At 68.9% G+C, this 26,032-nt stretch carries 22 protein-coding genes; 9 read left to right on the top strand and 13 right to left on the bottom strand.

All coding sequences use genetic code 11. From position 1 onward, the window contains the following. Positions 1-83 precede the first annotated feature (83 nt). A complete protein-coding gene (locus tag ABB28_RS03810) occupies positions 84-3,041 on the bottom strand; it encodes a bifunctional diguanylate cyclase/phosphodiesterase (protein ID WP_083491911.1) in 2,958 nt (985 codons plus the stop codon). A gap of 305 nt (positions 3,042-3,346) precedes the next feature. Here ABB28_RS03810 and ABB28_RS03815 point away from each other — a divergent pair, with 305 nt between their 5' ends. Next, positions 3,347-5,464: a M13 family metallopeptidase gene (locus tag ABB28_RS03815; RefSeq protein WP_057507359.1), complete on the top strand. Its 2,118-nt coding sequence runs from the start codon at positions 3,347-3,349 to the stop codon at positions 5,462-5,464. 27 nt (positions 5,465-5,491) lie between these two features. Here ABB28_RS03815 and ABB28_RS03820 read toward each other — a convergent pair whose 3' ends face one another. Then, positions 5,492-6,409 (bottom strand): oxygenase MpaB family protein, encoded by a 918-nt coding sequence (locus ABB28_RS03820; protein ID WP_057507398.1) that lies wholly within the window; start codon positions 6,407-6,409, stop codon positions 5,492-5,494. A gap of 317 nt (positions 6,410-6,726) precedes the next feature. Between ABB28_RS03820 and ABB28_RS03825 the strand changes: the two genes are divergently transcribed. Further along, positions 6,727-7,341 carry a hypothetical protein gene (locus tag ABB28_RS03825; RefSeq protein ID WP_057507360.1) on the top strand — a complete coding sequence of 205 codons (615 nt, stop codon included), beginning with the start codon at positions 6,727-6,729 and terminating at the stop codon, positions 7,339-7,341. A gap of 39 nt (positions 7,342-7,380) precedes the next feature. Here ABB28_RS03825 and ABB28_RS03830 read toward each other — a convergent pair whose 3' ends face one another. From ABB28_RS03830 to ABB28_RS03860, 7 genes are all read right to left on the bottom strand, one after another. After that, positions 7,381-7,722 (bottom strand): hypothetical protein, encoded by a 342-nt coding sequence (locus ABB28_RS03830; protein ID WP_057507361.1) that lies wholly within the window; start codon positions 7,720-7,722, stop codon positions 7,381-7,383. Positions 7,723-7,755: 33 nt separating this feature from the next. Further along, positions 7,756-8,526, bottom strand: a complete 771-nt coding sequence (locus ABB28_RS03835) for a LytR/AlgR family response regulator transcription factor (protein WP_057507362.1) — start codon at positions 8,524-8,526, stop codon at positions 7,756-7,758. Then, positions 8,516-9,775, bottom strand: coding sequence for a sensor histidine kinase (locus tag ABB28_RS03840; RefSeq protein ID WP_057507363.1), 1,260 nt, complete (start codon positions 9,773-9,775; stop codon positions 8,516-8,518). Before ABB28_RS03840 ends, ABB28_RS03835 begins: the two co-directional genes overlap by 11 nt. A 170-nt stretch (positions 9,776-9,945) precedes the next feature. Next, positions 9,946-11,595, bottom strand: a complete 1,650-nt coding sequence (locus tag ABB28_RS03845; protein ID WP_057507364.1) for a M28 family metallopeptidase — start codon at positions 11,593-11,595, stop codon at positions 9,946-9,948. Positions 11,596-11,713: 118 nt separating this feature from the next. Further along, positions 11,714-12,970, bottom strand: coding sequence for an RNA polymerase sigma factor (locus ABB28_RS03850; protein WP_425479518.1), 1,257 nt, complete (start codon positions 12,968-12,970; stop codon positions 11,714-11,716). A gap of 2 nt (positions 12,971-12,972) precedes the next feature. Beyond that, entirely contained in the window at positions 12,973-13,395 is a 423-nt protein-coding gene (locus tag ABB28_RS03855; RefSeq protein ID WP_057507365.1) for a VOC family protein, read from the bottom strand. A gap of 71 nt (positions 13,396-13,466) precedes the next feature. Beyond that, positions 13,467-13,886 carry a YciI family protein gene (locus ABB28_RS03860; protein ID WP_057507366.1) on the bottom strand — a complete coding sequence of 140 codons (420 nt, stop codon included), beginning with the start codon at positions 13,884-13,886 and terminating at the stop codon, positions 13,467-13,469. A gap of 206 nt (positions 13,887-14,092) precedes the next feature. Here ABB28_RS03860 and ABB28_RS03865 point away from each other — a divergent pair, with 206 nt between their 5' ends. Next, entirely contained in the window at positions 14,093-14,470 is a 378-nt protein-coding gene (locus ABB28_RS03865; protein WP_057507367.1) for a YciI family protein, read from the top strand. A 33-nt stretch (positions 14,471-14,503) separates the two neighbouring features. Here ABB28_RS03865 and ABB28_RS03870 read toward each other — a convergent pair whose 3' ends face one another. Further along, a complete protein-coding gene (locus ABB28_RS03870; RefSeq protein ID WP_057507400.1) occupies positions 14,504-16,579 on the bottom strand; it encodes an SMP-30/gluconolactonase/LRE family protein in 2,076 nt (691 codons plus the stop codon). Between the two features lie 79 nt (positions 16,580-16,658). After that, positions 16,659-17,429: a lytic transglycosylase domain-containing protein gene (locus tag ABB28_RS03875; protein ID WP_057507401.1), complete on the bottom strand. Its 771-nt coding sequence runs from the start codon at positions 17,427-17,429 to the stop codon at positions 16,659-16,661. Positions 17,430-17,672: 243 nt separating this feature from the next. On the opposite strand from ABB28_RS03875, the gene ABB28_RS03880 reads away from it, so the two are divergent. From ABB28_RS03880 to ABB28_RS03900, 5 genes are all read left to right on the top strand, one after another. Beyond that, entirely contained in the window at positions 17,673-19,274 is a 1,602-nt protein-coding gene (locus ABB28_RS03880; protein ID WP_057507368.1) for an EAL domain-containing protein, read from the top strand. A 156-nt stretch (positions 19,275-19,430) separates the two neighbouring features. Next, positions 19,431-21,035 carry an ATP-binding cassette domain-containing protein gene (locus ABB28_RS03885; RefSeq protein WP_057507369.1) on the top strand — a complete coding sequence of 535 codons (1,605 nt, stop codon included), beginning with the start codon at positions 19,431-19,433 and terminating at the stop codon, positions 21,033-21,035. 57 nt (positions 21,036-21,092) lie between these two features. Continuing rightward, positions 21,093-21,470 (top strand): MerC domain-containing protein, encoded by a 378-nt coding sequence (locus ABB28_RS03890; RefSeq protein ID WP_057507370.1) that lies wholly within the window; start codon positions 21,093-21,095, stop codon positions 21,468-21,470. A gap of 57 nt (positions 21,471-21,527) precedes the next feature. Continuing rightward, complete coding sequence (locus ABB28_RS03895; protein ID WP_245625274.1) at positions 21,528-21,815, top strand: hypothetical protein; 288 nt, start codon at positions 21,528-21,530, stop codon at positions 21,813-21,815. A gap of 72 nt (positions 21,816-21,887) precedes the next feature. Next, positions 21,888-22,733: a class I SAM-dependent methyltransferase gene (locus ABB28_RS03900; protein WP_057507371.1), complete on the top strand. Its 846-nt coding sequence runs from the start codon at positions 21,888-21,890 to the stop codon at positions 22,731-22,733. 57 nt (positions 22,734-22,790) lie between these two features. Here ABB28_RS03900 and ABB28_RS03905 read toward each other — a convergent pair whose 3' ends face one another. Next, the gene (locus ABB28_RS03905) at positions 22,791-23,465 is read right to left on the bottom strand and encodes a hypothetical protein (protein WP_057507372.1); all 675 of its coding nucleotides are present in this window, start codon (positions 23,463-23,465) and stop codon (positions 22,791-22,793) included. Positions 23,466-23,797: 332 nt separating this feature from the next. Between ABB28_RS03905 and ABB28_RS03910 the strand changes: the two genes are divergently transcribed. After that, positions 23,798-24,172: a hypothetical protein gene (locus tag ABB28_RS03910; RefSeq protein WP_057507373.1), complete on the top strand. Its 375-nt coding sequence runs from the start codon at positions 23,798-23,800 to the stop codon at positions 24,170-24,172. Here ABB28_RS03910 and ABB28_RS03915 read toward each other — a convergent pair whose 3' ends face one another. Further along, complete coding sequence (locus ABB28_RS03915) at positions 24,173-25,939, bottom strand: tetratricopeptide repeat protein (RefSeq protein WP_057507374.1); 1,767 nt, start codon at positions 25,937-25,939, stop codon at positions 24,173-24,175. Positions 25,940-26,032 lie beyond the last annotated feature (93 nt).

A 26,032-nucleotide genomic window follows, 5' to 3' on the forward strand; every position in this document is an offset into this window, starting at 1 on the left:
GACGTAGGAGGCCGTCTCGTGGCCTGGGAGATGGGTAGAGAGACAGGTCGAGCACGCGGGGCGCGCGCTGAAGACTGCCGGCGCTACAGCACCACTTCCACCGCGTCCAACTGCTCGATCACCGTCTTCAACGGGGCCGGCCGGCCCAGCAGGTAGCCCTGCACCTGGTCGCAGCCATGCGCGGCCAGCCACTGCAGCTGTCCCGGCGTCTCCACGCCTTCGGCGATGATGGTCAGGCCCATGCTGTGACCCAGCGACAGCAGCGCCCGGCAGATCGAAGCGTTGCGCGGGTTGATCTCCACATCGGCCACGAAGCTGCGGTCGATCTTCAGGATGTCCAGCGGCAGATGCTGCAGGTAGGACATGCTGGAGAACCCCGTGCCGAAGTCGTCCAGCGACACGCAGATGCCCTGTTCGTGCAGGCGCTGCATGGTCTGCATCGCCTGGGCCGGCTTGCGCATCAGGCTGCTTTCGGTGAGCTCGACCTGCAACGCACCGCGTGCCAGTCCGAACTCCTCCATCGCGCGGCCGAACTCGCCGACCAGGTCGCTGTTGAAGAACTGCACTGCAGACACGTTCACCGCGATCGGCAGGTCGGCCCAGCCTGCATCCACCAGTTGCCGCTGGGCCTGCGCGGCCGCGCGGATCACCCAGCGCCCCAGCGCCAGGATCAGGCCGGTGTCTTCGCACAGCTGGATGAAATCGCCCGGCGGGATGAAGCTGCCATCGGCCTGCGGCCAGCGCAGCAGCGCCTCGAGCGCGGCCGGCGTGCCATCGCTGGCATGGCAGATCGGCTGGAAATACAGCTCGAATTCGGCATCGATGGCGTTGTGGATTCGGCCGGCCAGGCGCAACCGCTCGGCCAGGCGTGCGTTGACGCTGGGGTCGAAGCGCGCCAGTACATCGCCTTCGGCACGCGCACTGTGCGCCGCCTGCGCCGCCATGCCGATCACCTGCGCGGCCAGCAGCCCGTCGCCGGGCGCGTGCACGGCCACGCCGATGCTCGGCTCGAACTGGTGCAGCGAATCCTGCCCGCGCACCGGCTCGGACACGATCTGCACCAGTGCATCCAAAGCGTTCTTCGCATCGTGCGCATCGCTGAAGGCGAACACGAAATCTTCCGCCGGCTGGAACGCCAGCCAGCCGAACCGCGCGCCCAGTCCCCCCAGGCGCGTGGCCATCGCCTGCAGCACGGCATCACCGATGTCGCTGCCCAGCGCATCGGAGATCAGCCGCAGGCCCCGCAGCTGGATGAACGCCACCGTGTAGCTGCCGGCACATTCGTCCAGCGCCTCGGCCAACGCGCGCGTATTGAGCAGGCCGGTCTGCGGGTGGTGGCTGGCGTGGTAGGCCAGTTCGCGCTCGTAGGCCAGGCGCTCGCTGACATCCTCGGCCAGCACCAGGCAGGCCGGATGGCCGTCGAAATCCAGCCGCGACAGATGCGCACGCACCTCGAACACCGTTCCATCCTTGCGCTGGTGCAGCCGGATCTTGGCATCCTGGGACTCGCCGACGCGGGCTTCGGCGATCGCCCCGCGGATCTCGTCCCAGCCTTCGCGCGGCCGGATATCGAGGATGCTCATCGCCAGGAATTCTTCGCGTGTGTAGCCGTACTGGCTTATCGCGGCCTGGTTGACCTCCAGGAACTGCAAGGTGTCCGGGTCGAACACCCAGAACGGCGCCGGATTGCGGTCGAACAGCAGGCGGAACTGGCGCTCGGCCTGGTCCGCCCGCTCGCGCGCCAGGTAGCGCTCGCTGATGTCGGTCATCGCACCGATCATCCGCCGCTGGCGATCACCGATCACCACGCGCCGACCGCGCGCGGACACCCAACGGACGTCGCCGCCCGGCAGCACGATGCGGAACACCTCGTCCAGCACGGCATCGCCGGCGAAGGCCCGGTCGAAGGCCGCCTGCATGCGCACGCCGTCCTCGCGGTGCACACGGTGGAAGAACTCGGACAAGGGCAGCGCATCGACGTCAACGCCGAAAATCTCGCGTGCCAGCGGCGACCAGTGCAACTGGCAGGCGTCTTCGTCCACGTGCCAGGTGCAGACATGGCCTACCTGATGGGCCAGCAGCAGTTCGGCGTGGCCCGTGCGCAGTTCTTCGGCCAGCACATGCTGCCGCCGCGCCGCGCGGCCGATGCCCCACACCAGGCCGGCCAGCAGCCCGCAGTACAGCAGGAACATCGCCACCGAGGCGTACACGTAGGGCCACCATGCGGCCAGCACTTCGCGACGGCCCAGCCCGGCATACACCGCAAGCGGATACTGATGCAGCGTGCTCATCGCCGATATGCGCGCGACCCCGTCGACCGGGCTCGTTTCCACGCCCAGCGAACGCACCGCGTCACTGCCCAGCGCCTGTCGGTGGGCCAACGGAAACTGCTGCCCCACCACGTTGCCGTCCATCGGAGATCGCGCCAGCACGTGGCCTTCCACATCGCTGATCGACACCACCCCACGCGTACCGATATCCAGCCCGCCGATGATCCGCTGCAGTTCACTGGTATGCAGGCGCACCAGCAGCCAGCGGTCCTGTTCCAGCTGCAGGGCCAGCGGCAGCACCCAGTTCAGGCCATCGCGTCGCTGCGGCGGCCCCAGGTACAGGTCACTGCCGCGGCCACGTCGTTGCCCGTCCACCCACAGCGGCAGCTGCAGGTCGCCGACGCCACTGGTCAGCGCGCGGCCGTGCTGGTCCACCACCACGATGCTGTCCAGTTCGGCATGCCGGTGCAGCACGCCGGCGATGTTCTGGTCCAGCAGGTCCGGTGCCTGTGCGGGCACGCTGCGGAACAGTTGTGCAGCGTCCGCGCCGACGCCCTGCATCGCCCGTTCCAGGTTGCGCATTTCCAGCCACAGCAGGCGCTGGCTGCCCACCGCCAACGTGCGGCTCTGGCGCTGGGCAACGTCAAGGCGGCGCTGGAAGTCACTGGCCAGCATCGTCGCCAGCCCGGCGGCGAACAGCAGGCCCAGCAGCATTCCCCCCCACAACAGGGCCCGCTGCGGCCGAACCAGCATGCGGCTCAGTGCGGCCATCGATGGCAACGTCGGCGGTGGTGGCCAGGTGCTCTCATGCGCGAACGTTTTCCTGTGATCCACACCTAAGCGGCCGCGGATCGACTTTCTTGACCGTGCTGTCTTCTCGCCGGCGGTTCCGCGTCGAACGCGCTTCCTCCCGGCCCCCTCGTGCAGCATGCATCACGCCGATGACGACAGGAAGAGTGTCCGCCCCTGTTCAGCCACATCCGGCACAGGCGACCCCCGCTTTCGGTACGGTTGCCGTTGCAACCAGCCCCGCCGGCAGGGATTAGACTGACCGTTTCCCGTCGCCCGAGTACTCCATGCCTACGTTGCGTCGCGCTCCCCTGCTGCTGGCGATCACCGCCAGCCTGTCCCTTTCCCTGGCGGCCTGTGGCGGCGATGCTCCCCCGGCCACGCCCGAGGCCCCCCCGCAGGCAGAAGCCGCGCAGGCGCCCAAGCCGCAGCTGGGCAGCTTCGGTTTCGACGCCGACGGCATGGACCGCAGCATCGCCGCCGGTGACAACTTCTTTGATTTCGCCAACGGCAGCTGGGTCAAGAACACCGAAATCCCGGCCGACCGCTCGCGCTTCGGCAGCTTCAACGTGATCGCCGAAAAGACCCAGGCCGACACCCGCGCCATCCTGGAAGGCGCGGCCAACAACGCACAGGCCAGCGGCGAAGACAAGCTGATCGGCGATTACTACGCCGCCTTCATGGACGAAGCCGGGATTGAGCAGCGTGGGCTGGCACCGGTGCAGCCGCAGCTGCAGGCGATCGACGCGCTGGCCGACAAGGCTGCCCTGGCCCGCGCGCTGGGCGCCGACGTGCGCGCCGACGTGGACCTGCTCAACGCCACCAATTTCTATACCGACCGCCTGTTCGGCCTGTGGGTATCGGTGGACCTGCTGCAGCCGGCACGCACCGCGCCCTACCTGGTGCAGGGTGGCCTGGGCCTGCCCGACCGTGACTTCTACCTGGGCGATGGCCGCATGGCCGAGCTGCGCAGGCAGTACCAGGAATACATCGGCCAGGTGCTGACGCTGGCCGGCGTTGCCGATGCCGGCGCCAAGGCGCAGCGCATCGTCGCGCTTGAAACCAAGATCGCCAAGGCGCACGCCACCCAGGAAGAAACCAACGACGTGGCCAAGGGCGCCAACCCGTGGACGCGCGACGACTTCAGCGCCAAGGCACCCGGCATGGACTGGGCGGCCTTCCTGGAGGCCTCGGGACTGTCGCAGCAGCAGGACTTCATCGTCTGGCAGCCCAAGGCCGTCGCCGGCCTGTCGCGGCTGGTCGCCACCGAGCCGCTGGACGCCTGGAAGGACTACCTGACCTTCCACGCCCTCGACCGCGCCGCGCCGTACCTGCCGAAGAAGTTCGCCGATGCGCGCTTCGCCTTCCACGGCACCACGCTGAGCGGCACCCCGCAGCAGAGTGATCGCTGGAAGCGCGCGGTGGACGATGCCAACCATGCCATCGGCGAGGCCATCGGCAAGCGTTACGTGGAAAAGCACTTCGATGCCAGGACAAAGGAGCGCGCCGACGAGATGGCGAAGAACATCATCGCCGCGTTCGGCAAGCGCATCGATGCGCTGGACTGGATGTCGCCGCAGACCAAGGCCAGCGCCAAGGCCAAGGTCGCCGGGCTGAAGGTCGGCATGGGTTACCCGGACAGCTGGCGCGACTACAGCGGCCTGGAGATCAAGCGCGACGACCCGCTGGGCAATGCACAACGCGCCGAACAGTTCGAATACCAGCGCAACCTGGCCAAGCTGGGCAAGGCGCCGGACCATGGTGAGTGGGCGATGCTGCCGCAGACCATCAATGCGATGAACGTGCCGCTGGAAAACCGCCTGGTGTTCCCGGCCGCCATCCTGCAGCCGCCGTTCTTCGACGGTGCGGCCGACGATGCGGTGAACTACGGTGCCATCGGCGCGGTGATCGGCCATGAGATCAGCCACGGCTTCGACAACGCCGGCGCCCTGTTCGATGACACCGGCCGCCTGCACAACTGGTGGACGCCGCAGGACCTGGAGAAGTTCAACGCGGCCGGTGACGCGCTGGCAGCGCAGTTCAGCAGCTACGAGCCGTTCCCCGGCGTGCACGTCAATGGACGCCTGTCGCTGGGCGAGAACATCGCCGACGTGGCCGGCCTCGGCACCGCCTACGATGCCTACCAGCTGTCGCTGCAGGGCAAGCCCGGCCAGACGCTGGAAGGCTTCACGCCGGACCAGCGCTTCTTCCTCGGCTTTGCGCAGGCGTGGCGCAGCAAGAGCCGCGAGCAGGCACTGCGCAATTCGCTGCTGACCGACGTGCACGCACCCGGCCAGTTCCGTGCGCTGACCGTGCGCAACCTCGATGCGTGGTACCCGGCCTTCGAGGTCAAGGAAGGCCAGAAGCTGTACCTGGCACCGGAAAAACGCGTCAAGGTCTGGTAACACGCGGGCGCAGGTCGGTGACGACTGTCAGTCGTCACTGCCCTGCGGCCATGCTTTCAACACCCCCACCCCAACCCCCATCCGCGCACACGCGCGGCTGGCCAGGCCATCCGGCAGCGCACGCCGGAACAGCGGCGCTGCGCCCTGCAGCAGCCGCATCGACGCGCGTGCCTGCAGCCGTTGCCGCGTGCCCTGCTCCAGCATCTCCCCTGCCCACGGCGGCAGCAGTGCCGCCGCCGCGCCCAGGAACACGTCGCGCGACACGCCCGGCACCGGTACCGGCAGCCGCACCGACTGCAGGACCTGCAGCACCTCGCGGGCCCGCCCGTCCAGCCGCAGCTGTGGCTGCTGCCGGGCAAACCACGCATCCACTTCCGCCTCGCTGCGTGGCACGCCGGTGGCACCCAGCGCCTCGGCCACGCGCCGGTATTCATCGTAGTAACGGTCGGCCAGCGGCCCGGGCACCGCACGCCCGTAACGGCGGAAACCCTGCAGGAACCCGTAGGCCTCGGTCACGTGCACCCACGTCAGCAGCTCCGGATCATCCGCCGCATAGGCCACCCCATCCACGCTGCCGCGCACGCTGGCATGGATGCGCCGCACCCGCGCCACCAGCTTTTCCACCTCGGCCGCAGGCGCATAGGTGGTGCCGGCCACGAAGGCGGTGGTGCGGCGCAGCCGGCCGACCAGGTCCTCGCGGAAGTTGGAATGGTCATACACCCCGGCCAGCGCACGCGGATGCAGCAGCTGCAGCATCAACGCACACAGCCCGCCGGCCAGCATCGATGGCAGTTCCGCATGCACCCGCCAGGTCATGCTGTCCGGTCCGAACCAGCCGGGATCGCCGGCCGGGTGGTCATAGTCGATGCCACTCTGGCCGCGCGGAAAGGCGTCCAGCACCCAGCGCCGGATCGGAGCGGTCAGCGGATTCAACGGTGAAGGCATGCGGCGGACCTGGATTCTGGATTGGCGCAGATTGCGCGTTTCCGGCCCATTGTGGGTCATCGGCGATGACCGGGCACCTCACTTGCATCACCGCGATCACGGATGTGCGGCCGCAGCACGATTCACACTGCGACATCTTGTCGCAGGGCGTCCAGCGGATGCTGCGTCGCATCACACGATTCCACCGCCGGCGTATTCATCCCGGGCGCACACGCGGTCTTCGCACCGCCCTTATTGCGCCGCCCGCTGGAAGTGCTAGAACTGAATCCGCCTCACCGGTCCAACGCATCGCCGCACGTTCCAACAGGGAGCCCGCCATGATTGCTTTGTTCAAAGGTCTAGGATTGTTGTTGCGCGACAACGAGCTGTACCACAGCCCGTTCGAAAAACAGGTGGCCCATTGGCGCGGCATGAGCGAGCAGCAGATCCGCGACGAGGTGGCTGTACTGGCGCAGGCGAAGTGCCAATGGCTGATGGCGTCCATCGTCGGCTGGCAGGCCGCCTCGCTGCTGATCCTGGGGCTGATCGCCAACTACCTGTGGCGCGACGACTTCCATATCACCTTCACCCGTGTGGTGATCATCATCGGTTCGTGGGTTTCCATCCTGTTCGTGATCTGGTTCATGGCCAACATGTTCGACCAGCAGGCCGGCTTCGAACGCTGGATGAAAGCCTTCAACAGCCGCGCGCGCATCACCTCCAGTGCCGACAGCGTGGAATGCGTGGCCGATGCGCTGGGCATGGCCGAACACTATCCGGAAGTGCTGGATTACAAGCAGGCCGTCACCGAAAAGCGCGAACTGCGCCACGAAGACATCCGCATCATGACCGAGATCGGGCGCATGCGGCAGCACAGCGAGCTGGTCGGCCGCCTCAACCATGTCGGCGAAACCAGCAGTCACCGCGACCTCACCCTGCAGCCCGCCTTCTGACCAGGAACGGGACGGATCCCCTCCGTCCCTTCCTCACGGTTACTGGCAGGGCGCGGTGGTGCTGTTGCTGACGCAGGTCTTGAAGCCGGTGGGCAGGCCTGCGCGCTTCTGGGTGTGGCCGGCACGGATGTCGAACGCCTGCAGCAGGCCGCGTTCGCAGTGGTGCTGGCCGTCGCAGGTCTCCTTGAAGACCTGGTAATAGCAGCGCCCGCTGGCACTGCGCACGCATTCGAACGACGCACTTTCCGCATGCACCGAGGTGCGGCTGAACAGCTGGTCGATGCCCTGTTCGCTGATGCGGGTGATCGAGGTGCTGGTGACCTTGTCCTGGCAACCGAACAACGACAGCAGGCAGCTGAGCACGGTGGTGAGATAACGCATGGCACGGTCCTTCCTGGTTGGCCCGGCGCGGTGTTACATGCCGCGGAACAGGCTCATGAACGGTTGACTGACGGAGAGCGTTTCAGGCCGGTCGCGCAGGCGCAGTACGCCGCGTCCGGTGTCATCGCGGCTGACCGCCGCCACGGCCTTCATGTTGACGATGGTGGAGCGATGAACCTGCCGGAACTGGCGCGCATCCAGTGCCTCCAGCAGCTCGCGCAACGGCGTGCGCAACAGGCTTTCGCCGGCCGCAGTCACCACCGTGGTGTACTTGTTGTCCGCGCGGAAATACACCACGTCTTCGAGCATGATCAGCACGGTATCGCGTCCATTGCTTGCGGTGATCCAGGCCAGCGGCGGGGTGTCGGCACGCGGTTGCCCGGTGCCCAGTCGCTGCAGCAGGCGCTCCAGCACCGCATCGTCGTTGCGCGCCGCCGGCAGGCGCGCCAGCAGGCGCTCGCGCGTGGCCAGCAGGCGCTCGTCGCTGACCGGCTTCAGCAGGTAGTCCATGGCACCCTGTTCGAAGGCATCGATGGCGTACTGGTCGTAGGCAGTGACGAACACCACCTGGGTGCGTGGGCTCAGCTCGCCCAGCGCGCGTGCCACCTGGATGCCGCTGATGCCGGGCATGCGGATGTCCAGGAAGGCGATGTCCGGTTGTTTCTCGGCCAGCTGCTCCAGCGCGCTGGCGCCGTCCTCGCACTCGGCCACGATGCGCAGCTCCGGCCACAGCCGGCGCAGCTGCTCCACCAACGCGCTGCGCAGCAGCTCTTCGTCTTCGGCGATCAACGCATCAAGCGGCATGACGGGGCTCCTTGGCGGCCTGCGGCAGGGTCATGGTGGCGGCCACGCCGCTGGGGAAATTGGCCACGATCGCTACGCCGGCCTGCTCACCGCAGGTCAGACGCAGACGCTCGCGCAGGTTCTTCAGGCCGATGCCGGTGCCGCTGGTGCCATGGCCGAAGCCCAGGCCGTCATCGGCCACGGTCACGGTGACGTGGTCATCGAAGGCCCGCGCGATGATCCAGATCGTGCCGCCACCGGGCTTGGGTTCCAGGCCATGCTTGACCGCGTTTTCCACCAGCGTCTGCAGCGCCATCGAAGGCAGCCGCACGCCATGGAGTGCATCGGGCACCTGCACTTCCACGCCCAGCCGGGCACCCATGCGGATGCGCAGGATTTCCAGGTAGGCACGGGTGCGCTCCAGCTCCACGCCCAGCGTGGACACCGACTCGTCCATGCTCGGCAGCGAGCTGCGCAGGTACTGGATCAGGTGGCCCAGCATCACGTCGGCACGTGCGGGATCGGTGCGCGTCAGCACCTGCGCATTGGCCAGCGTGTTGTACAGGAAGTGCGGTTCGACCTGCGCGTGCAGCAGGTTCAAGCGTGCGACCGACAGCTCCTTTTCCACGTGGGTCTGTTCGGCGGCGGCCTGTTCGTCGCGACGCTGGTCGGCCACGCGGCGGCTGACGGCACGCGTCACCGCCTCGGCGTTCTCGTAGTTGCTGCCCTCGTCCAGCGCCAGCAGGTCGGCCCACCAGCCGGCATCGGGTTCGAACAACAGGGTCACCGTGCTGGTGCCCTGCCCCGGGGTGATCGTGGCCAGGATGCTGTTGCGCTTGATCGCCAGCCGCGCCGGCAGGTTCCAGCGCGAAGGCTGGCGGCCATTCCAGGGATCCACCCGGCGCACGTAGGCACGCACCTGCAGGCTGCCCGATGCGCTTTCGATATCCTCCACCCGCGGCAGTTCGGCGATGGCCGATTCCAGCAGCGCGAACGCCGGGCCGGCGTCCATCGGCAGCTCGATCTGCCGCCGCTGGCGGCTGGACAGCGTGCTGCCGTCCAGCTTGCCGGCCACCAGCCAGACCCGCCGCACGTGGGTGATCGCACTGCCCAGCGCCGACAGCATCAGGAACATCGCCAGCAGCCCGAACACCCAGCCCGGGCCATCGTTCATGCCGCTGAAGAGCCCGCTCCAGACCATGCCGGCCACGATCAGCGCCGCCGTCCAGGCCAACAGGTGTCGGAAGATCAGGGAGACGCTGGGAAACACGGGAACCGCCTTCACGAAAGGATGGGCCGAGCATAGTGCGCCAGCCCACCACCGCAAGCACCGGGCGACGAAAGCCCTGAATCCGCCGACCAACCCCGCCCCGGCAGTGACGACCGCTGGCCGTCAACCCAGCCCCGGTGGGTGACGACCGTTGGTCGTCACGCCCCGCCTCAGCGACGCTCCGCAGCGCTCTGGTCGCGCACCGCACGAAACGCTTCTTCCGCGTTCCAGTTCGGCCACGCCCGGGAGTTCGCCAGCTCGCTGCCCAAGGTGTACAGCACCTCCAGGTCACGCGCGGCGCCGGCGAATTTCCAGTCCGGCTGCCATTCGTCGCCCTGCTGGTGGTAGCGCTTGGCGGTGTAATCGTCCGATGCCTTCTTGCCCGCCGCGATGCCACCGTCCACCCAATCCTGCCCGGCCGACCAGGACAACGCCGGCACGCCGCGCTTGGCAAACGGGAAGTGGTCGGAGCGGAAGAACAGGCCCGCCTCCGGCTTCGGATCCGGCGTGTAGCGGATGTCCCAACGCTGCGCCACGGCCTTCAGCTGGTCCAGCAGCTCGAAGCGTGCAGTGCCGTAGATGCCGAAATCGCGCGACGGACTGAACGGCGCCATGCCATCCATGTTGATCACCGCCACGGTCTTTTCCAGCGGATACAGCGGATGGGTAGCGTAGTACTCCGAACCCAGCAGCCCCTTCTCTTCGGCAGTCACGGCCAGGAACAGCAGCGAACGCTGCGGCTTCGGCGCCTTGGCGAAGCCACGCGCCAGTTCCACCAGCGACGCCGTGCCGCTGGCGTTGTCCAGCGCGCCGTTGAAGATGCGGTCACCGCGCGCATCCGGCTCACCCACACCGATGTGGTCCCAGTGCGCGCTGTACACCACCGTCTCATCAGCGTGCGTGCTGCCTTCCAAGCGCGCGGCCACGTTGTGCGAGGTGATCACCTCGGTCTTCACTGCGTACTTCGCATCCAGGCTGGCGCCGGTCAGCGGCACCGGCTTGAAATCACGCTGCTGCGCCTGGCGCTTCAACGCCTCGAAATCCAGGCCGGCCGAGCGGAACAGGTCCACGGCCAGGTCGCGCTGGATCCAGCCCTCCAGCAGCGGGTGGCTGTCGGCCGGCCTGTCACGCACCACGTCGAACATGGTGTTGGTATTGGACCCGGCCACGGTGGCCCAGCCATAGGACGCCGGTGCCGTCTCGTGCACGATCAGCACACCGAGCGCGCCCTGGCGTGCGCCTTCTTCGTACTTGTAGGTCCAGCGACCGTAGTAGGTCATGCCCTTGCCATCGAAGTCGCCCTGGCCGGTTTCGAAGTCCGGGTCGTTGATCAGCACCACGGCGATCTTGCCCTTCAGGTCCACGCCCTTGAAGTCATCCCAGTTCTTTTCCGGTGCCTTCACCCCGTAGCCGAGGAACACCAGCGGTGCCTTGCTGATGTCGACCTGGTCGGCACCGTTCATCGCCGCGCGCACCGCGATCTGCTTGCCCTGTTCCAGCGGCAGCGACGTGCCGCCCTGCTGCAGCGCCAACTGCGGGGTGCCGACGATGTCGCCCTTCAGCAGCGGCACGGCCTGGGTCCACAGGCGCTTGCCGTCCTGCACATCACCCCCGGGCTGCAGGCCGGCGGCAGCGAACTGCTGGCTCAGGAAGGCGATGGTCTTCGCTTCGCCGGCGGTGGCCGGGGAACGGCCTTCGTAGGCATCGGAGGCCAGTTCCTTGACGTCGGCGGAGATCCGCGCGCCATCGAACTTCGGCGTTGCCGCCATCACCGCGGTGGACACCGACAGGGCCAACACGCTCATTACCACTCGCTTCATTGCTCTCTCCAGCAGGGACTGCGACAAGACGTCGAGTGTAGCCGCTGCATGCCCCGGTAGTGACGGCCGCTGGCCGTCAGCTCCTGCCCCGCGCACCGGTAGTGACGGCCGCTGGCCGTCAATCATCGCGTCCCCGCAACGCATCCGCCCGCGCCAGCAACGCCTCGCGTTCGCGCGCGTTTCCACTCAACCCAGCGGCGTGCACGAACGCAGCGCGCGCATCCGCTGTGCGCCCCAGCCGCGCCAGTACCTCCCCCTGCACCACCCACAGCGGCGCGTGCGCCTGCAGCCGCGGCTCGAGCAACAGCGGTTGCAACTGTCCCCAGGCCACCAGCGCACCCTCCGCGCGCAGCAACGCCACCACCCGGTTCAAGGCCACCACCGGACCCGGCTGCACCCGCAGCAGGCGGTCGTACAGCGCCGCGATCGCGGCCCAGTCGGTGTCCGTAGCGACGCGCGCTCGTGCATGGCAGGCGGCGATACCGGCCTGAAGCACATAACGGTCGTCGTCGCCGCGCAGTTCCTTCGCACGCTGCAGTGCGGCCAGTCCGCGCTCGATCTGCAGCCAGTCCCAGCGCGCGCGATCCTGCTGCTCCAGCAGCACCGCACGCCCGCCTGCCCCGGTGCGCGCCGCACCGCGCGAGGCCTGCAGTTCCATCAAGGCCAGCAGCCCGTGCACCGCGGCATGCGCGGGCAACCGCACCGCGAGTATCCGCCCCAGCCGCAACGCTTCTTCGCACAGCGCCGGGCGCATCCAGTCTTCGCCATGGCTGGCCGCGTAGCCTTCGTTGAACACCAGGTAGACCACTTCCAGCACCGACTGCAGCCGCGCCGGCAGCTCGGCGCTGCGCGGCACCTCGAACGCCACGTTGCTGCGCTCCAAGGTACGCTTGGCACGCACGATGCGCTGGGCGATGGTCGGCTCGGGCTGCAGGAACGCACGGGCGATTTCCTGCGTGGTCAGCCCGCCCAGCAGGCGCAGGGTCAATGCTACCCGTGCATCGGCCGGCAGCACCGGATGGCAGGCCACGAACACCAACCGCAGCAGGTCATCGCCGATGTCATCGCCCAGTGCCTCGCTGTCGTCCGGCGGCGCCGGCGCGGCCGGATGCAGCACCTCGCCCCATTGCGCATGCTGCCCGGCAATCCGCTGGCGCTGGCGCAGCACATCGATGGCACGGTTGCGCGCAGCGGTCATCAGCCAGGCTCCTGGATTGTCCGGCATGCCCTCCAGCGGCCAGCGCTCCAGCGCGGCCACCCAGCAGTCCTGCACAAGCTCCTCGGCACGGCCGACATCACCGCCCAGCATCCGTGCCAGGCGCGCGATCAATCCCGGCGACTCCATCCGCCACAGTGCGTGCAGCCGCTCCTGCATGCTCAGGGCGACTTCATGCAGTTCACCATCCACGGCTTGCCATAGCGGTCCTGCAGCATGCCCCAGCGATGCGCCCAGAAGGTTTCGCCGATCGGCATGTGCACCACCCCGCCTTCGGCCAGCGCGGCGAACACCCGCTCGGCCTCCTCCGGCGTGTCCACGTCCACATTGATGGTGGTGCTTCCCCCGCCGTCCTCGCCCGGGCCATCCGCGGCCATCAGCACCGCCGTGCCCACTTCCAGCTGCGAATGCGCCACGTGGTCCAGGGTCTCCGGCGGCATCTCATTGCAGCCTGGCGAGCCGTCGGTCGGGGGCATGTCGCGGTAGCGCATTTCCGCAGTGACCTTGCCGCCCAGCGCCTGGGCGTAGAACGCCATCGCGTCGTGTGCCTGGCCTTTGAAGCCAAGGAATGGAATCAGTTTCATCTTCGGTACTCCCGTGCAGAGGTGGTTACGAACGTCCAGCAAGGAGGGGGCAGAATCCGGACTCTGACCCATCAGCGCGCGGCGCTCTGTTCGCGCAGGCGCTGTTCCTTCTCGCGCAGTTCGGCGGTGAAGGCCTCGCCGAAATCTTCTTCGGCCATCAGCGGCCGCAGTTCCAGCACATCGCCCGGTGCGAACGGGGCGCGCTGCGCCCACTCCAGCGCCTCGTCCAGCGAGCGCACCTGCCACAGCCAGAAGCCGGCCACCAGCGATCCGGGATCGGCAAACGGACCGGCTTCGACCTGCGGCGGCGTGGCCTCGCCGAAGTGCACGCGTTTGCCGCGGGCACTGGCATGCAGCCCCTCGCCCGCCAGCAGGATCCCGGCCCGCACCAGTGCTTCGTTGAAGTTGCCCATTGCGATGATGTCATCGGTGCTGGGCAGGGTGCCCGCCTCGATCCTGGCGTTGGATTTGACGAAAACCATCACCTTCATGTCTGCGCTCCCAAAGCGGCCGGTCCTGCCCGGCCTTCATGATGTCGACGAACCACGGGCAGGGAAATCGACAGCTCCTGCAAACGGGGGATCGCCGGCGATCCGGTCACTGGCAGGCACCGCGCAGGGCCGCCTGATGCGGCGCCGCAGCACGGCCCAGCGCCGCGCTGCGCCATCATGGGCACCTGCCGCCAACGGACACTCCCATGCCGCAGTACGCCCTGCTGATCTATATCGACCCCGCCCTGCTCGGCGCGCTGCCCGGCGCGGAGTTCGATGCGCTGATGCGCGCGTGCCTGCAGCATGCCGATGCCCTGCAGGCCGAAGGCACCCTGCTGGCATCGCAGAAACTGCAGCCGATCGAACAGGCCCGCACCTTGCGGGTACGCAGCGGCCAGGAGCGCGTACTGGACGGTCCCTTCGCTGAAACCCGCGAACTGCTGGCCGGGTTCAACCTGATCCAGGCACCCGACCATGACAGCGCCCTGCGCATCGCCCGCGGCTTCCCCTGGGCACGCTTCGGCAGCATCGAAGTGCGGCCCCTGGAAGACCTGGATGCCGAGCGCCTGCGCGTCGGCGCCTGAACCGGCGCCGCCCCACCTGCCGCCTGCAGCGGCTCAGTCGACCAGCAGCACGCGCAGGTCGCGCACGCCCAGGGCTTCATTGCCACTGTGATCGCGCGCGTGCGCACGGATCACATACTCCCCCGGGGGCAAGGCGGCGGGCTGCCAGCGCCCCACCGCCATCAGTCCATCGCGCACGGTGTTGGTCGCCAGGTAACGGAAGCGGGTGACCGCGCTGCCGTGCACGGTGATGCCGCTGTCCGGCGCATACGCCACGCGCACCGCCTGCTGCTGTGGCGGCATGCGGTTGAACACGATGTTCCAGCGCGGCTGCTCGTAGCCGGCCAGCGGCTGCCCGGCCGCATCCTGTATCTGGTAACCCACCTGGTACAGCCCCAGCCGGCGCCGCGGCAGGTTGCCGTCCACCTGGTCCCAGGCCTCCACCACGATCTGCACGCCGCGCCCGCTACGTGATACCGGCACGCGCCCTTGGGCATCGGCGCGCAGCGGCTGGTCGGCATCATCCAGCAGCGCCACGTCGGTGATGCGCGGAGCCACGGTATCCACGAAACCGTTGAACCCAAGCAGCGCGGCGTTGCGCTGGAAGCCGCTGCTGCCCACGCTCAGGTGCACGTGCGCCTGGCTGTTGATGCTGCCCAGCCGGTCGCCGGCCTGGATCCGCGTTCCGCGGCGCAGGCGGATGCGCTCCAGCTTGCCATCCGCATCGAACAGCTGCTGCCAGCGTTCGTCGAAGGCTACCCCGCGCGGATCGCGGCCCACCCGCATGTGCAGGTAACGCAGCGGCCCGACCTCCAGGCCTTCGGCCTGTCCGCCCACGGTCCAACTGGACAACGGGCTGTCGATCTTGCCATCGGCGATCGCCAGCACGGTCTGGCCGACATCGCCGCGCACGTCGAACCCATCATGCAGGTGGTGCCGACTCTCGCCCTTGAAGTTGCCGCGCACCTCGCCCAGCGTGCCCACCACCTCGTGCCAGCCCAACTGCGGCGCCAGCGGCCAGCGGCCTTCCGTGCGCGGCAGCGGCGCATCCACGGCCGGTCCCACCAGCGCCGGTGCCGGTGCCTGGCCCGGATCCAGCGCAACCACCCGGTGCAGGCGCCACGCCGCGGCATCGGCCACGCGCAGGCTGCCATCGGCGGCCACCGCCACGCCGCTGGGGCGGGCAAGCCGCGGTACCTGCCCGGTGCCAACCAGGGCGATCTGGTGGCCCTGCGCGGACACCTGCACGATGCGCCCGCTGCGGTCGCCCACGTACAGCACGCCGTCATGACTGCGCGCCAGCGACAGCGGACCGTTGATCACGCTGGAAGACGGCACCGGCGTATCCACCTGCCCGTCCATGCCCACCCGGCGGATCGCATTGTTATGGAAGTCCGCCACCAGCAGCGCGCCGTCGCCGTCCCACGCCAGCGCCACCGGCGTATCGAAGCGGGCCACGCCGGCGAAACCATCGATGTGCGCCGGCTCGCCGCCGCCGGCCAGGGTGCGCACCGTGCCATCCGGGCTGATCACCCGGATGCGGTCGTTCCAGGTATCGGCCACGTAGACACGCCCCTGCGCATCCACCGCCACGCCCATCGGGCCGTCGAAGCGCGCCTGCGCGGCAGGGCCATCGGCGAAGCCGCGGGTTCCGCCCGCCAGCGTGGTGACCTGGCCGTCCAGCCCTATGCGGCGGATCGCATGGTTGCCGGTGTCGGCCACGTACACCACCCCGGCCGCATCGCGCGCCAACCCGGAAGGCGTATGGAAGCGGGCCTGCAGCGCCGGCCCATCGGCCAGTCCTTCAGCGCTGCCGGCCAGCGTGGACACACGGCCATCGGCGGCCACGCGGCGGATGCGGTTGTTTTCCCCGGCGTCGGCCACCAGCAGGCTGCCATCGTCCAGCGCAAGCAGGGCGTACGGATCGGAGAAACGCGCCTGTGCTGCGGCCCCATCACGCAGGCCCGGCACGCCATCGCCGGCCAGCGGCTGCAGCTGCGCGGTCCAGCCCAGCGTGGTCGGTGCCGGTCCTGCAGGTACGGCCTCGGTGACCGTTCGTGGCAGGAAGGTCGCTGCCACCGCCAACCCCGTTGCCACGGCCACCCCGATGATCCATCGCACACGCACCATCTGCATCCCTTCGTTCTTTTCGCAGCGAGGACGATAGCCGTTGCCGCAACGCGCGCCAAGGCAGCGCGCCGCGGCAGGCTCAGCGCGCGGGCACTTCGCTGCGGATGCCCATCGCCTCGCGGTAACGCGCGTACAAGGCCATCACTTTCTCCACGTAGGCCAGCGTTTCGGCATACGGCGGCACGCCGTTGTAGCGGCTCACCGCGCCGATGCCCGCGTTGTAGGCGGCTGCCGCCAGCACGTGGTCGCCCTTGTAGCGCCGCAGCAGGGCGCGCATGTGGCGGGCGCCGCCGTCAATGGACTGCGCGGCCGACAGCGGGTCCTGCACGCCGTAGTCGCTGGCGGTATCGGGCATCAGCTGCATCACCCCCTGCGCGCCCTTCGGCGACACCGCGGCCGCATCGAAGCCGCTCTCTGCATGGGCGATCGCGCGCAGCCAGGCGTCTTCCACGCCGGTGGCCTTGGCCGCCGCCTTGAACTGTTTCGCATGCGGTGCCAGCTGCGCGGCGCCGACGCGGCCCAGCCCGGCATGCGCAGGCTCCCCCGGCGGGGTGGCCACGGTGAACTTCAGGTACACCCGCGATCCGGGCAGGTTGCGGGTGGAATAGACCAGCCTGCCGTCCTGCTCGCGTTCGTACAGGGTGCCGCTGAACACCCCCATGTTCCCCCACAGGTTGGGCGCCTGCACCGCGCTGTCATCGATTTCCTTTGCCGTGCAGCGCGATCCCGGCTCCGGCGCGGTCGCCATGCTGACCGTGTTGCCCTGCACGCAGCGGTACACCGTGCGCGCCTGCGCCGACCCCCAGGCCACGGCCAGCAACAGTACACAGAAGCAGGCGGGCACGCGCATCGGCAGGAGCATCGGCAGGGAGGTCGGCGGCATGGTGTGCCGCGGGCGCGGAATCCCCGGTGAAGACGCCGGCTGACGTTTCTGGCCGCCTGCGCCGCTGCCCTGCGTAGCAGGCGGTCCACGCGTGGGGCGCCCGCGCCGGCCGCGCCCCCATCCAGCACAGCGTTCAGCTACGCTGTTGGGCAAGGCACGCCGGCAGGCAGCGCGCGGCCGAACGCCTTGCCCCCGGACACGGAGCCGTCGATGAATCGCATCCGCATGCAGCTGCTGATGGCCCTGGTGGGCCTGCTCGCCGCTGCGTTGCCGTTGGCGATGATGACCTGGCTCAGCTGGCACCACGCCGCCAACACCGCACAGGCCCAGCTGCGCGAGACCGCAGAACGCGCCCTGGAGCGCGCCGACCGCTCCTACCAGCAGGCGTTGTCCGCGCTGCAGGCCATGCAGCACAGCCCGCTGGCGCCCTGCAGCCCCGAGCACATCCAGCTGATGCAGACCCGGGTGGTCACCACCTCGTCGGTGGACCAGATCAGCTACTTCCAGCAGGGCCGCGTGCGCTGCACCTCGTGGGGCCGTCCGGTCGACGTGCCCGCGCCCAGCCAGCCCGACCACACCACCGCCGATGGCGCCATCCTGCAGCTGGACCTTGAACCGCGCGCACCGTACGGGCGATGCATGTTGTCCCTGCGGTTGGACGATTACGAAGCGTTGACGGACCCATACCACTTCGTCGACCTGATCGGCGCGCGCGACATCCGCATCGCCATCGCCACCCCGGATGGCCGGCTGATCGCCCAGCAGTCGCTGCCCGACCAGGCGCTGCTGCAATCGCTGCTGCGCGACCCACGCACCGGTGATGACGGCACGCTGCTGTTCGCCAGTGCACGCAGCGAAGCGTGGCTGGCGGTGGTGACCACGCCACGCACCGGCATCAGCGGGATCTTCCTGCAGCAGGCCTGGCTGCTGGTGCCGGTCAGCCTGCTGCTGGGCGCGGCGGCGATGGCCGGCACCCTGGGGCTGTCGCGGCGGCGTTATTCGCTGAAGGGCGAACTGAGCCATGCGATCCGCCGCAACGAACTGTACGTGGTCTACCAGCCGATCATCGAACTGGAAACCGGGATCTGCGTGGGTGCCGAAGCACTGGTGCGCTGGCGTCGTGCCGATGGCAGCGAGGTGCGGCCGGACCTGTTCATTCCCCTGGCCGAAGCCAGCGGACTGATCGGGGCGATCACCGATGAAGTGATCGAACGGGTGATCGTGGACATGCGCGACCTGCTGGTCGGCGACCGCAGCGCGCATATCGCCATCAACCTTGCACCGGAAGACATGATCAGCGGCCGCGCGCTGAAGGTGATCGCCGCCAAGCTGGCCGGCACCGGCATCGCCAACCAGCAGATCTGGCTGGAGGCCACCGAACGCGGCTTCATGGACATCGAAAAGGCCCGCGCCGTGATCTCGGCCGCGCGGCATTCCGGGCACGCGGTGGCCATCGATGATTTCGGCGTGGGGTATTCCAACCTGCAGTACCTGCAGCAGCTGCCGCTGGATGCACTGAAGATCGACAAGTCGTTCATCGATGCGATCGGCACCGACAGCGCCACCAGCCCGGTTACCGGCCACATCATCGACATGGCCAAGACCCTGGGGCTGTTCGTGGTGGCCGAAGGGGTGGAAACCGAAGACCAGCTGGCCTACCTGCACAGCCGCCACGTGGAGTTCGGCCAGGGCTGGCTGTTCGCCAAGGCGCTGCCACGCGAAGAATTCATCGCCTTCCATCGGCGCCGCCAGGAACTGTACGGCGCGGCACGCGAAGACATGCAGAACACGCGGCGGCAGGCGGGCCATTGATCGTCGTCGTGCGGTTCATGCGGCCCGCTTATACTGGGCCCATCCACCTGGAGGCTTACGCCAATGCGCCACTGATGCCGCCGTCTTCGTCGACGGCCTGATTCTTCTCCCGCCCCTGCGCGCAGGGGGAGTCGATGGCATCTGTTGGAGGTCTGCATGACCACGCATCCGCTCACGCTTGAACGCGTGACCTTCCGCCTGCCCGATGGGCGCGCGCTGTTTTCCGATCTGTCCTTCACCTTCGACCCCATCGCCACCGGACTGGTGGGCGCCAACGGGGTCGGCAAGAGCGTGCTCGCGCGGCTGCTGGCCGGCACGCTGCCGCCCACGTCCGGGCGCTGCCACGGCGGCGGACGGGTGTTCCTGCTGCCCGCGCTGAGTGGCCTGCCACAGGGCCGCGTGGCCGACCTGGCCGGCGTAGGCGAGGTGCTGGATGCGCTGGACCGGATTGCCGCAGGGCAGGTCCACGACGAGGATTTCAACTGCGTCGGGGAGCGCTGGGACCTGCGCGAACAGTTGCGCCTGCAGTGGCAGCACAGCGGACTGCCCGCCGACCTGCAACCGGAAGATCCGGCCGCGCGCCTGAGTGGTGGGCAGGCGATGCAGGTGGCGTTGTCCGGCGCGTGGGCCAGTGGCGCGGACTGGCTGATCCTGGACGAACCCAGCAACCACCTGGACGCACGACGGCGTGCCCAGCTGCGCGACGCCCTGCAGCGCTGGCGCGGCGGGCTGCTGGTGATCAGCCATGACCGCGAGCTGCTGGGCCAGATGGCCTGCATCGTGGAACTGGACGCACAGGGGCTGCAGCGCTTCGGCGGCGGCTACACGGATTACGTCCACGCCAAGGCGGTGCACGAATCCGCCGCGCAGGCGCAGCTGGACCATGCGCGGCAGCAGCACCGGCAGCAGCAACGGCACGCGCGCGAACTGCACGAACGCGCCCAGCAACGGCAGTCGCGCGGTGCCCGCAGCGCACGCGATGCCAACCAGGCACCGATCCTGCTGGGACTGCAGAAACAGCGCGCACAAGCCAGCGCCGGTCGCACTGCGCAGCTGCAGGCGCAGCGCCTTGCCGACAGTGCGGGCCGCCTGCGCGATGCCAGCGCCGGCGTCACCGCCAGCGCCCAGCTGGTGGCCTTCGCACCACCCAGCCCGCACGCCAGCCAGCGGGTCGTGCGGCTGCAGGGCCTGCAGCTGCCGCACGGCTGCCGTGCACCGCTGGACCTCATCCTGCAGCGCGGCCAGCGGCTGGCCGTGATGGGCGACAACGGCAGCGGCAAATCGACCCTGCTGCGGGTGCTGGCCGGTCAGCTGGCGCCGCGTGCCGGCAGCTGTGACATCGGCGTACCGGCCGCCCTGCTGGACCAGGCGCTGGCCACGCTGCACGCGGGCAGCAGCGCGCTGGCGACGCTGCAGGCGGCCTGCCCGGCCATACCGGTGGCCGACCTGCGCACCCGGCTGGCCCTGCTGGGCCTGGATGCCGCGCGCATCGAACGGCCCAGCGCCACGTTGAGCGCCGGCGAACGGCTGAAGGCAGCGCTGGCGTGCACCCTGTATGCCGACCCCGCCCCGGGCCTGCTGCTGCTGGACGAACCCGGCAACGCGCTGGACCTGGACGCGCTGCATGCACTGGAAACCCTGCTCGGCCAGTTCACCGGCACGCTGGTCATGGCCAGCCATGACCCGGCACTGCTGCAGGCCATGCAGCCCACCCACGTGCTGCTGATGAACGAAACCGACTGGACGCTGCGGCCGTGGTGAAAGGACGCCCACGCGCATAGTGTTACTATGTAACACCACGTTCCTGATCCGCATTCGATGAAATCCAGCCAAGCCGCCCTGCTCGACGCCAGCGCCGTCGCCCTGTCCAGCCTGTGCCTGCTGCATTGCCTGGCCCTGCCGCTGCTGGCCGCTGCGCTTCCGCTGTTCGGCGCCTGGGCCGAAGCGGAGTGGGTGCACGCCGTGTTCGTGGCCATCGCGCTGCCGATCACCGGCTTCGCGCTGTGGCGCGCCCACCGCCAGCACCCGCTGCCGGCGCCGACCTGGCTGGCCGCTGCAGCCGGGTTGGCCCTGCTGCTGGCGGGCGCGCTGGAGCTCCCCAGCCACGACAGCGAAACGGTGGTTACGGTGGCCGGCAGCCTGCTGCTGGCGGCCACCCACCTGTGGAACGCGCGCCGTCGTCACCGCCAGTGCTGAGCAAGCGGTTACTGTAGGCGGCGGCCATCTGGCCGTGCAGGCAACGGAGCGCAGGCAATGTCAGCAAGAGGACGTGCGATCAAACGCGGCGTGGTGCCCTGGTTCGGGCTGTGCAGCTGGCTGGGCATGGTGATCGGCGTGCTGGTCGAACAGGCGGCCCGCGCGCTGGGTGCCAGCGGCAACAGCGCAACCGCCGTGGGCGTGTTGGCCGCGGCCATGTGTGGATTCTGCGCGGTGCTGGCCTCGCGCGTGCGCGATGAGCGCTGGCCGTGGCTGGCACTGGCCGGTGCGGCCTTTTCCGCAGTGCCGCTGGCGCTGTTCCTGGTGTCGATGATCCTGCACTGAGCCCCGCACCGGTAACGCGATCCGCCGCTGCGTCCTACACTAGCGGCCCCTGATTGCCACGCGACCGCACCCGTGCCCCATTATTCCGGCCCCCTGTTGACCCGCGAATCCGCCACTGCCCTGCAGCGCGCGGCCGCTGCCGGCGTATCCAGCTGGACCGGTTCGCTGGACCTGGGACGCAGCGAAGAAGCCGTCGGCCTGTCTACGGATGGCTTCGTCTTCCGCGGCCAGTCCTACCCGTGGCCGGGCAAGGTCAAGGACCGCACGTTGTACTACTGGGATGGCGAGGAGTTCCTGCCGATCTCGCGCTTCAGCGCATCACTGATCAAGCTGGTGCCCACCGAATGGGGCGCGCCGACCTTCGAAATAGACGGTATCAAGATGCTGCCCAGCGCCAAGCTGTCGCCGTTCGACGATGCGCGCCGCAAGGTGGACCTGATCGCCCCGGCGGGCAAGACCGTACTCGATACCTGCGGCGGACTGGGGTACTTCGCTGCCTGCTGCCTGGATGCCGGCGTGGCGCAGGTTCGCTCGTTCGAAAAGAACCCGGACGTGCTGTGGCTGCGCACGCTCAACCCGTGGTCACCGGATCCGGACGCGGACAGTGCCGGTGGCCGGCTGCAGTTGGCGCAGGGCGACGTGTCCGAAGAAATCGCTGCGCTGCCGGGCAACAGCGTGGACGCCATCCTGCACGACCCACCGCGCTTCGGCATCGCCGGCGAACTGTATTCGCAGGTGTTCTACGACCAGCTTGCACGGGTGATCCGCAGCGGTGGCAAGCTGTTCCATTACACCGGCGCGCCGAACAAGCTGACCAGCGGCCGCGATGTGCCGCGCGAAGTCGCCAAGCGGCTGGAAAAAGCAGGTTTCAAGGCCGAACTCGCGCTGGACGGCGTGCTGGCGACCTATCGCGGCTGAGCCGGTTGCTGCCACGGCACAGGTGCCGGCGCTTGGCCAACACCTGTCCGCATGGCCTTACATCGCCTGCGACACCGCGTTGGATGCGCCGGCCGCCACCGCGCCGGCTGCCGGTGCCAGCCCCATTCCGGTGGTGATCGCCGCGCCGGCGATATCGGCCCCCACCACCGCCAGCACCTTGCCCCAGCCCCAGCGTGCGGTGGTCACCAGGCCATTGCCGGCAGCGCCACTCTCGCCCTCCACCTTGGTCCAATAGGCCAGCGAATGGCGGCCCACGCTCAGGCTGGCCAGCACGTTGGCCGCACCCTTCGAACGCGGGTCGAGGGTGGCCACCGCTTCCTGCTCCAGCCGCTCGTACAGCGCCGCCGCGTTCTCCAGGCTGCCGGCCTTGGCGTTCACTTCGTCGATGCGCTGGAAGAAGCGGTACTCGCGTTCGCTGAACTGCGTGCGGTACGGGTCCATGTGCTTGGCCAGCGGCAGCGTCGGATCCAGATCGTAGGTCCATTCGAAGGTCTTGCGGAACTGCTCCATCGACATCTCCGGCTTGTAGCCGCACTGGCCGACCAGGTAGTCCAGCATGTCTTCGATCGGTACGCGGTTGCTGCGCAGGCAGTCCAGGTACATGTTGTGCTGCACGCCGACGCGGTCCTGCGGGTTGCCGGCGGCGAATGCACTGCCGCCGCAGCCAGCGGCCAGCAGCAGGGCGGACGCGATCAGGGTCTTGTAACGCATGGTGGATCCTTCAGTCAGTGGTTGGAAGGTGCAGGAACCACGCCAGGCCTTGGCTGCCACGCCATGTCCGCTGCACCGTCTCCACGCTAGGCAGCGCCCTGCCGCCGCTCAAGGGTCGAACCGGGCCACGCCGGGACGCTTTCGCAGACGTTGCCTGCAGGCTCCTGCGGCGCAGGGCCCGGCGCTGCAACGGACTCACCCTGGCACGGGCCGGCTTCGAAGAATCAACGGGTTGGCGCGATTCGTTCCCGGTTTGTTCCCGGCCGCGTCCTGTCCTGCTGCGGCCACCAGCGCCAGCATGGACGTCCATCCCATCCCCGCAGGTTCCTGCCATGTCACCCATCCGCTGCTTCCTGCTGTGCCTTGCCCTCACCGCCTGCGCCCGCACTGCCGTCGCCCACGACATCGTCCCCGCGGACTGGTGCGTGGATGAAAACGCAAAGCCCGAACGCGTGGCCTCGTTCAAGTTCGATGGCGGCCAGATCCGCGATGTCATGGCCAAGTGCGGCATCCTCGAAGGCGAGGACCACTTCCACACCGTCGCCAACGCAATGGGCGAATGGTGCAGGATCGTGGCGCCGCGCCAGGACGCCATGCCCTTTATTTCAGGGCCGTCCAGCTTCATCGACAAGGACCACCATGCGCGCTACCGCATCGACGACGGCATCACGGGCATCTGCGCGGTCTGCGTGCGCCCGTCGCGCTGATCACGCACCGGCTTCCGCCTGCAGCGCCGTACTGCGCGCATGGGCCAGCACCCCGTCCACGCCAGCCTGCAGCTGCTGCCGGCTGGCCGCGTCCAGGGCCGGACACTGCGCCAGCACGTAGTAGGCCGTGCGCACCACGCTGCGCCATCGCGGCTGCCGCGGCAACCGCGCCACGGACAGGTAGCGTTCCAGCGCGCGTGCGCGCAGGCGCCCGTCATCCACGTTCACCCGCCACAGCCGGCTGCGCTCTGCCAGCTCCAGCCGGCTGCTGCCGGTACAACGCTCCCAGGCCTCCACCGATGCCAGCATCAACGCCACCAGCTCGCTGCGGAACGCCTGCGGATCGGCCTGCCTTGGCACGCCCACAGGCGCTTCGGGTGGCGGCGGCGGTGCGACCGCCGGCCGGGGCGCAGCTGGCAGCGGCGGTTTCACCGGCGTCGGGCACGTTGGCGCACGCCGGCGACGCAGGCGACGCCGCAGCACGAACGCGACCAGCACCGCCAGCGTGATCGCCAGCAGCGCAGCAACGGGGCCAACTGCGCGCCCTTGCGAGGGCGGCGCAGCTGCCTGCAGCCGACGCTCCTCTTCCGCTTCGAAGCGCACGCGCATCCAGTCCAGTCGTTGGTCGTGCTGGGCACGCGCCTGCGCCAGCGCACGTTCGTTGGCACGCTCCAACGTCGCGTTCGCCGCCGTTACCTCGCCGCTGGCGCCCTGCACCGCAGCCAGTTCCTTGAGCAGATCCACTTCCACCGGGTCGCGGTCAGCCAGCGCCGCCAATGCCGATTCCAGCTGCATCCTGGCCTGCGCAAGCCGACCGTCTGCCCGCTGCACGCGGGCCACCTGCAACTGCAGGGCCGCCGGCAGTGGCAGCGACCAGGAATGGGCCAGCGCCAGCGCCGCTTCCTGCCAATCGCGCGCGGCGCCCACATCCCCCTGCGCCAGGGCCACCCGGATCAGCCCATCGTGCACGCGCAATGCATACACCCGGTTGCCCGCCTGCTGGTAATCGTGCAGCGCCTGGCGCAGCCAGGCCGCGGCCTGTACGGGATGCCCGGCGTCCAGCGTCACCTCCGCCATCGATTCCAGCACGTGTGCTGCTTCGACGCCGTCGCCGGTCGCACGGCTTGCCTGCAACGCCTGCTGGTAGTAACGCAGCGCGGTCTCGCGTTCACCCAGCGCCCGGTACACATCGGCGATGTTGTTGAGCACCGCGTTGCTCGACCCTCCCTGCGCACGCCGCAACGCAAGGCTTTCGGTCAGGCTGCCCAGCGCCCCACGGAAGTCACCGATCCGACGCTGCGCCGAGCCCAGGTTGTTGAGCGCGCGGGCGGTACCGTCCGTGTCCTGGGCCGCCCGCGACCACGCGGCGGCACATTCAAACCGACGCATTGCCTGCGGCAACCGCTCGCGACGATAGTCCAGCACACCGCGCTGGCGGGACACCGCTGCACGCAATACCTCCGCGCCGCTCCCCATGTCGTCGACGACCGCGTCGGCACAGTCCAGCAGCCGCTCGGCCTCCGCATCGCGCGCGCCCTGCATCGCCTCGCCGGCGCTTGCCAGCAATGCCGCCACGCCCTCCGCCGGCGTGCCGCTGGTGGCGGGCAACAGGCGGCTGCGGCACAGCCGCGCATCCGGCAACATGCGGTTCGTGGAAAGTCCGCTGCAGGCCGATGGATGCGCCGCGCCGACCAGCACCGGCCAGGCAAGCGCCAGCAGCACCCAGCCGCCCTTCACGATGGATCGCCACAGCGTCCGGTGCAGCATCCCGACTCCGCCGTCGTGCGCCAACAGCCGCCTACTCTAGGATCGCGGTGCGTCTGCACGCCGAAAACCGATCAGCACGTGCCACCTGCGTCA

The sequence above is a fragment of the Stenotrophomonas chelatiphaga genome (assembly GCF_001431535.1).
Taxonomy (GTDB): Bacteria; Pseudomonadota; Gammaproteobacteria; order Xanthomonadales; family Xanthomonadaceae; genus Stenotrophomonas; species Stenotrophomonas chelatiphaga.

Bases quoted from the DNA above. Each gene is read 5' to 3' on its own strand.
- ABB28_RS03810 (WP_083491911.1), bottom strand. From the start codon at position 3,041: ATGGCCGCACTGAGCCGCATGCTGGTTCGGCCGCAGCGGGCCCTGTTG.
- ABB28_RS03815 (WP_057507359.1), top strand. From the start codon at position 3,347: ATGCCTACGTTGCGTCGCGCTCCCCTGCTGCTGGCGATCACCGCCAGC.
- ABB28_RS03820 (WP_057507398.1), bottom strand. From the start codon at position 6,409: ATGCCTTCACCGTTGAATCCGCTGACCGCTCCGATCCGGCGCTGGGTG.
- ABB28_RS03825 (WP_057507360.1), top strand. From the start codon at position 6,727: ATGATTGCTTTGTTCAAAGGTCTAGGATTGTTGTTGCGCGACAACGAG.
- ABB28_RS03830 (WP_057507361.1), bottom strand. From the start codon at position 7,722: ATGCGTTATCTCACCACCGTGCTCAGCTGCCTGCTGTCGTTGTTCGGT.
- ABB28_RS03835 (WP_057507362.1), bottom strand. From the start codon at position 8,526: ATGCCGCTTGATGCGTTGATCGCCGAAGACGAAGAGCTGCTGCGCAGC.
- ABB28_RS03845 (WP_057507364.1), bottom strand. From the start codon at position 11,595: ATGAAGCGAGTGGTAATGAGCGTGTTGGCCCTGTCGGTGTCCACCGCG.
- ABB28_RS03850 (WP_425479518.1), bottom strand. From the start codon at position 12,970: ATGCAGGAGCGGCTGCACGCACTGTGGCGGATGGAGTCGCCGGGATTG.
- ABB28_RS03855 (WP_057507365.1), bottom strand. From the start codon at position 13,395: ATGAAACTGATTCCATTCCTTGGCTTCAAAGGCCAGGCACACGACGCG.
- ABB28_RS03860 (WP_057507366.1), bottom strand. From the start codon at position 13,886: ATGAAGGTGATGGTTTTCGTCAAATCCAACGCCAGGATCGAGGCGGGC.
- ABB28_RS03865 (WP_057507367.1), top strand. From the start codon at position 14,093: ATGCCGCAGTACGCCCTGCTGATCTATATCGACCCCGCCCTGCTCGGC.
- ABB28_RS03870 (WP_057507400.1), bottom strand. From the start codon at position 16,579: ATGGTGCGTGTGCGATGGATCATCGGGGTGGCCGTGGCAACGGGGTTG.
- ABB28_RS03875 (WP_057507401.1), bottom strand. From the start codon at position 17,429: ATGCGCGTGCCCGCCTGCTTCTGTGTACTGTTGCTGGCCGTGGCCTGG.
- ABB28_RS03880 (WP_057507368.1), top strand. From the start codon at position 17,673: ATGAATCGCATCCGCATGCAGCTGCTGATGGCCCTGGTGGGCCTGCTC.
- ABB28_RS03885 (WP_057507369.1), top strand. From the start codon at position 19,431: ATGACCACGCATCCGCTCACGCTTGAACGCGTGACCTTCCGCCTGCCC.
- ABB28_RS03890 (WP_057507370.1), top strand. From the start codon at position 21,093: ATGAAATCCAGCCAAGCCGCCCTGCTCGACGCCAGCGCCGTCGCCCTG.
- ABB28_RS03895 (WP_245625274.1), top strand. From the start codon at position 21,528: ATGTCAGCAAGAGGACGTGCGATCAAACGCGGCGTGGTGCCCTGGTTC.
- ABB28_RS03905 (WP_057507372.1), bottom strand. From the start codon at position 23,465: ATGCGTTACAAGACCCTGATCGCGTCCGCCCTGCTGCTGGCCGCTGGC.
- ABB28_RS03910 (WP_057507373.1), top strand. From the start codon at position 23,798: ATGTCACCCATCCGCTGCTTCCTGCTGTGCCTTGCCCTCACCGCCTGC.
- ABB28_RS03915 (WP_057507374.1), bottom strand. From the start codon at position 25,939: ATGCTGCACCGGACGCTGTGGCGATCCATCGTGAAGGGCGGCTGGGTG.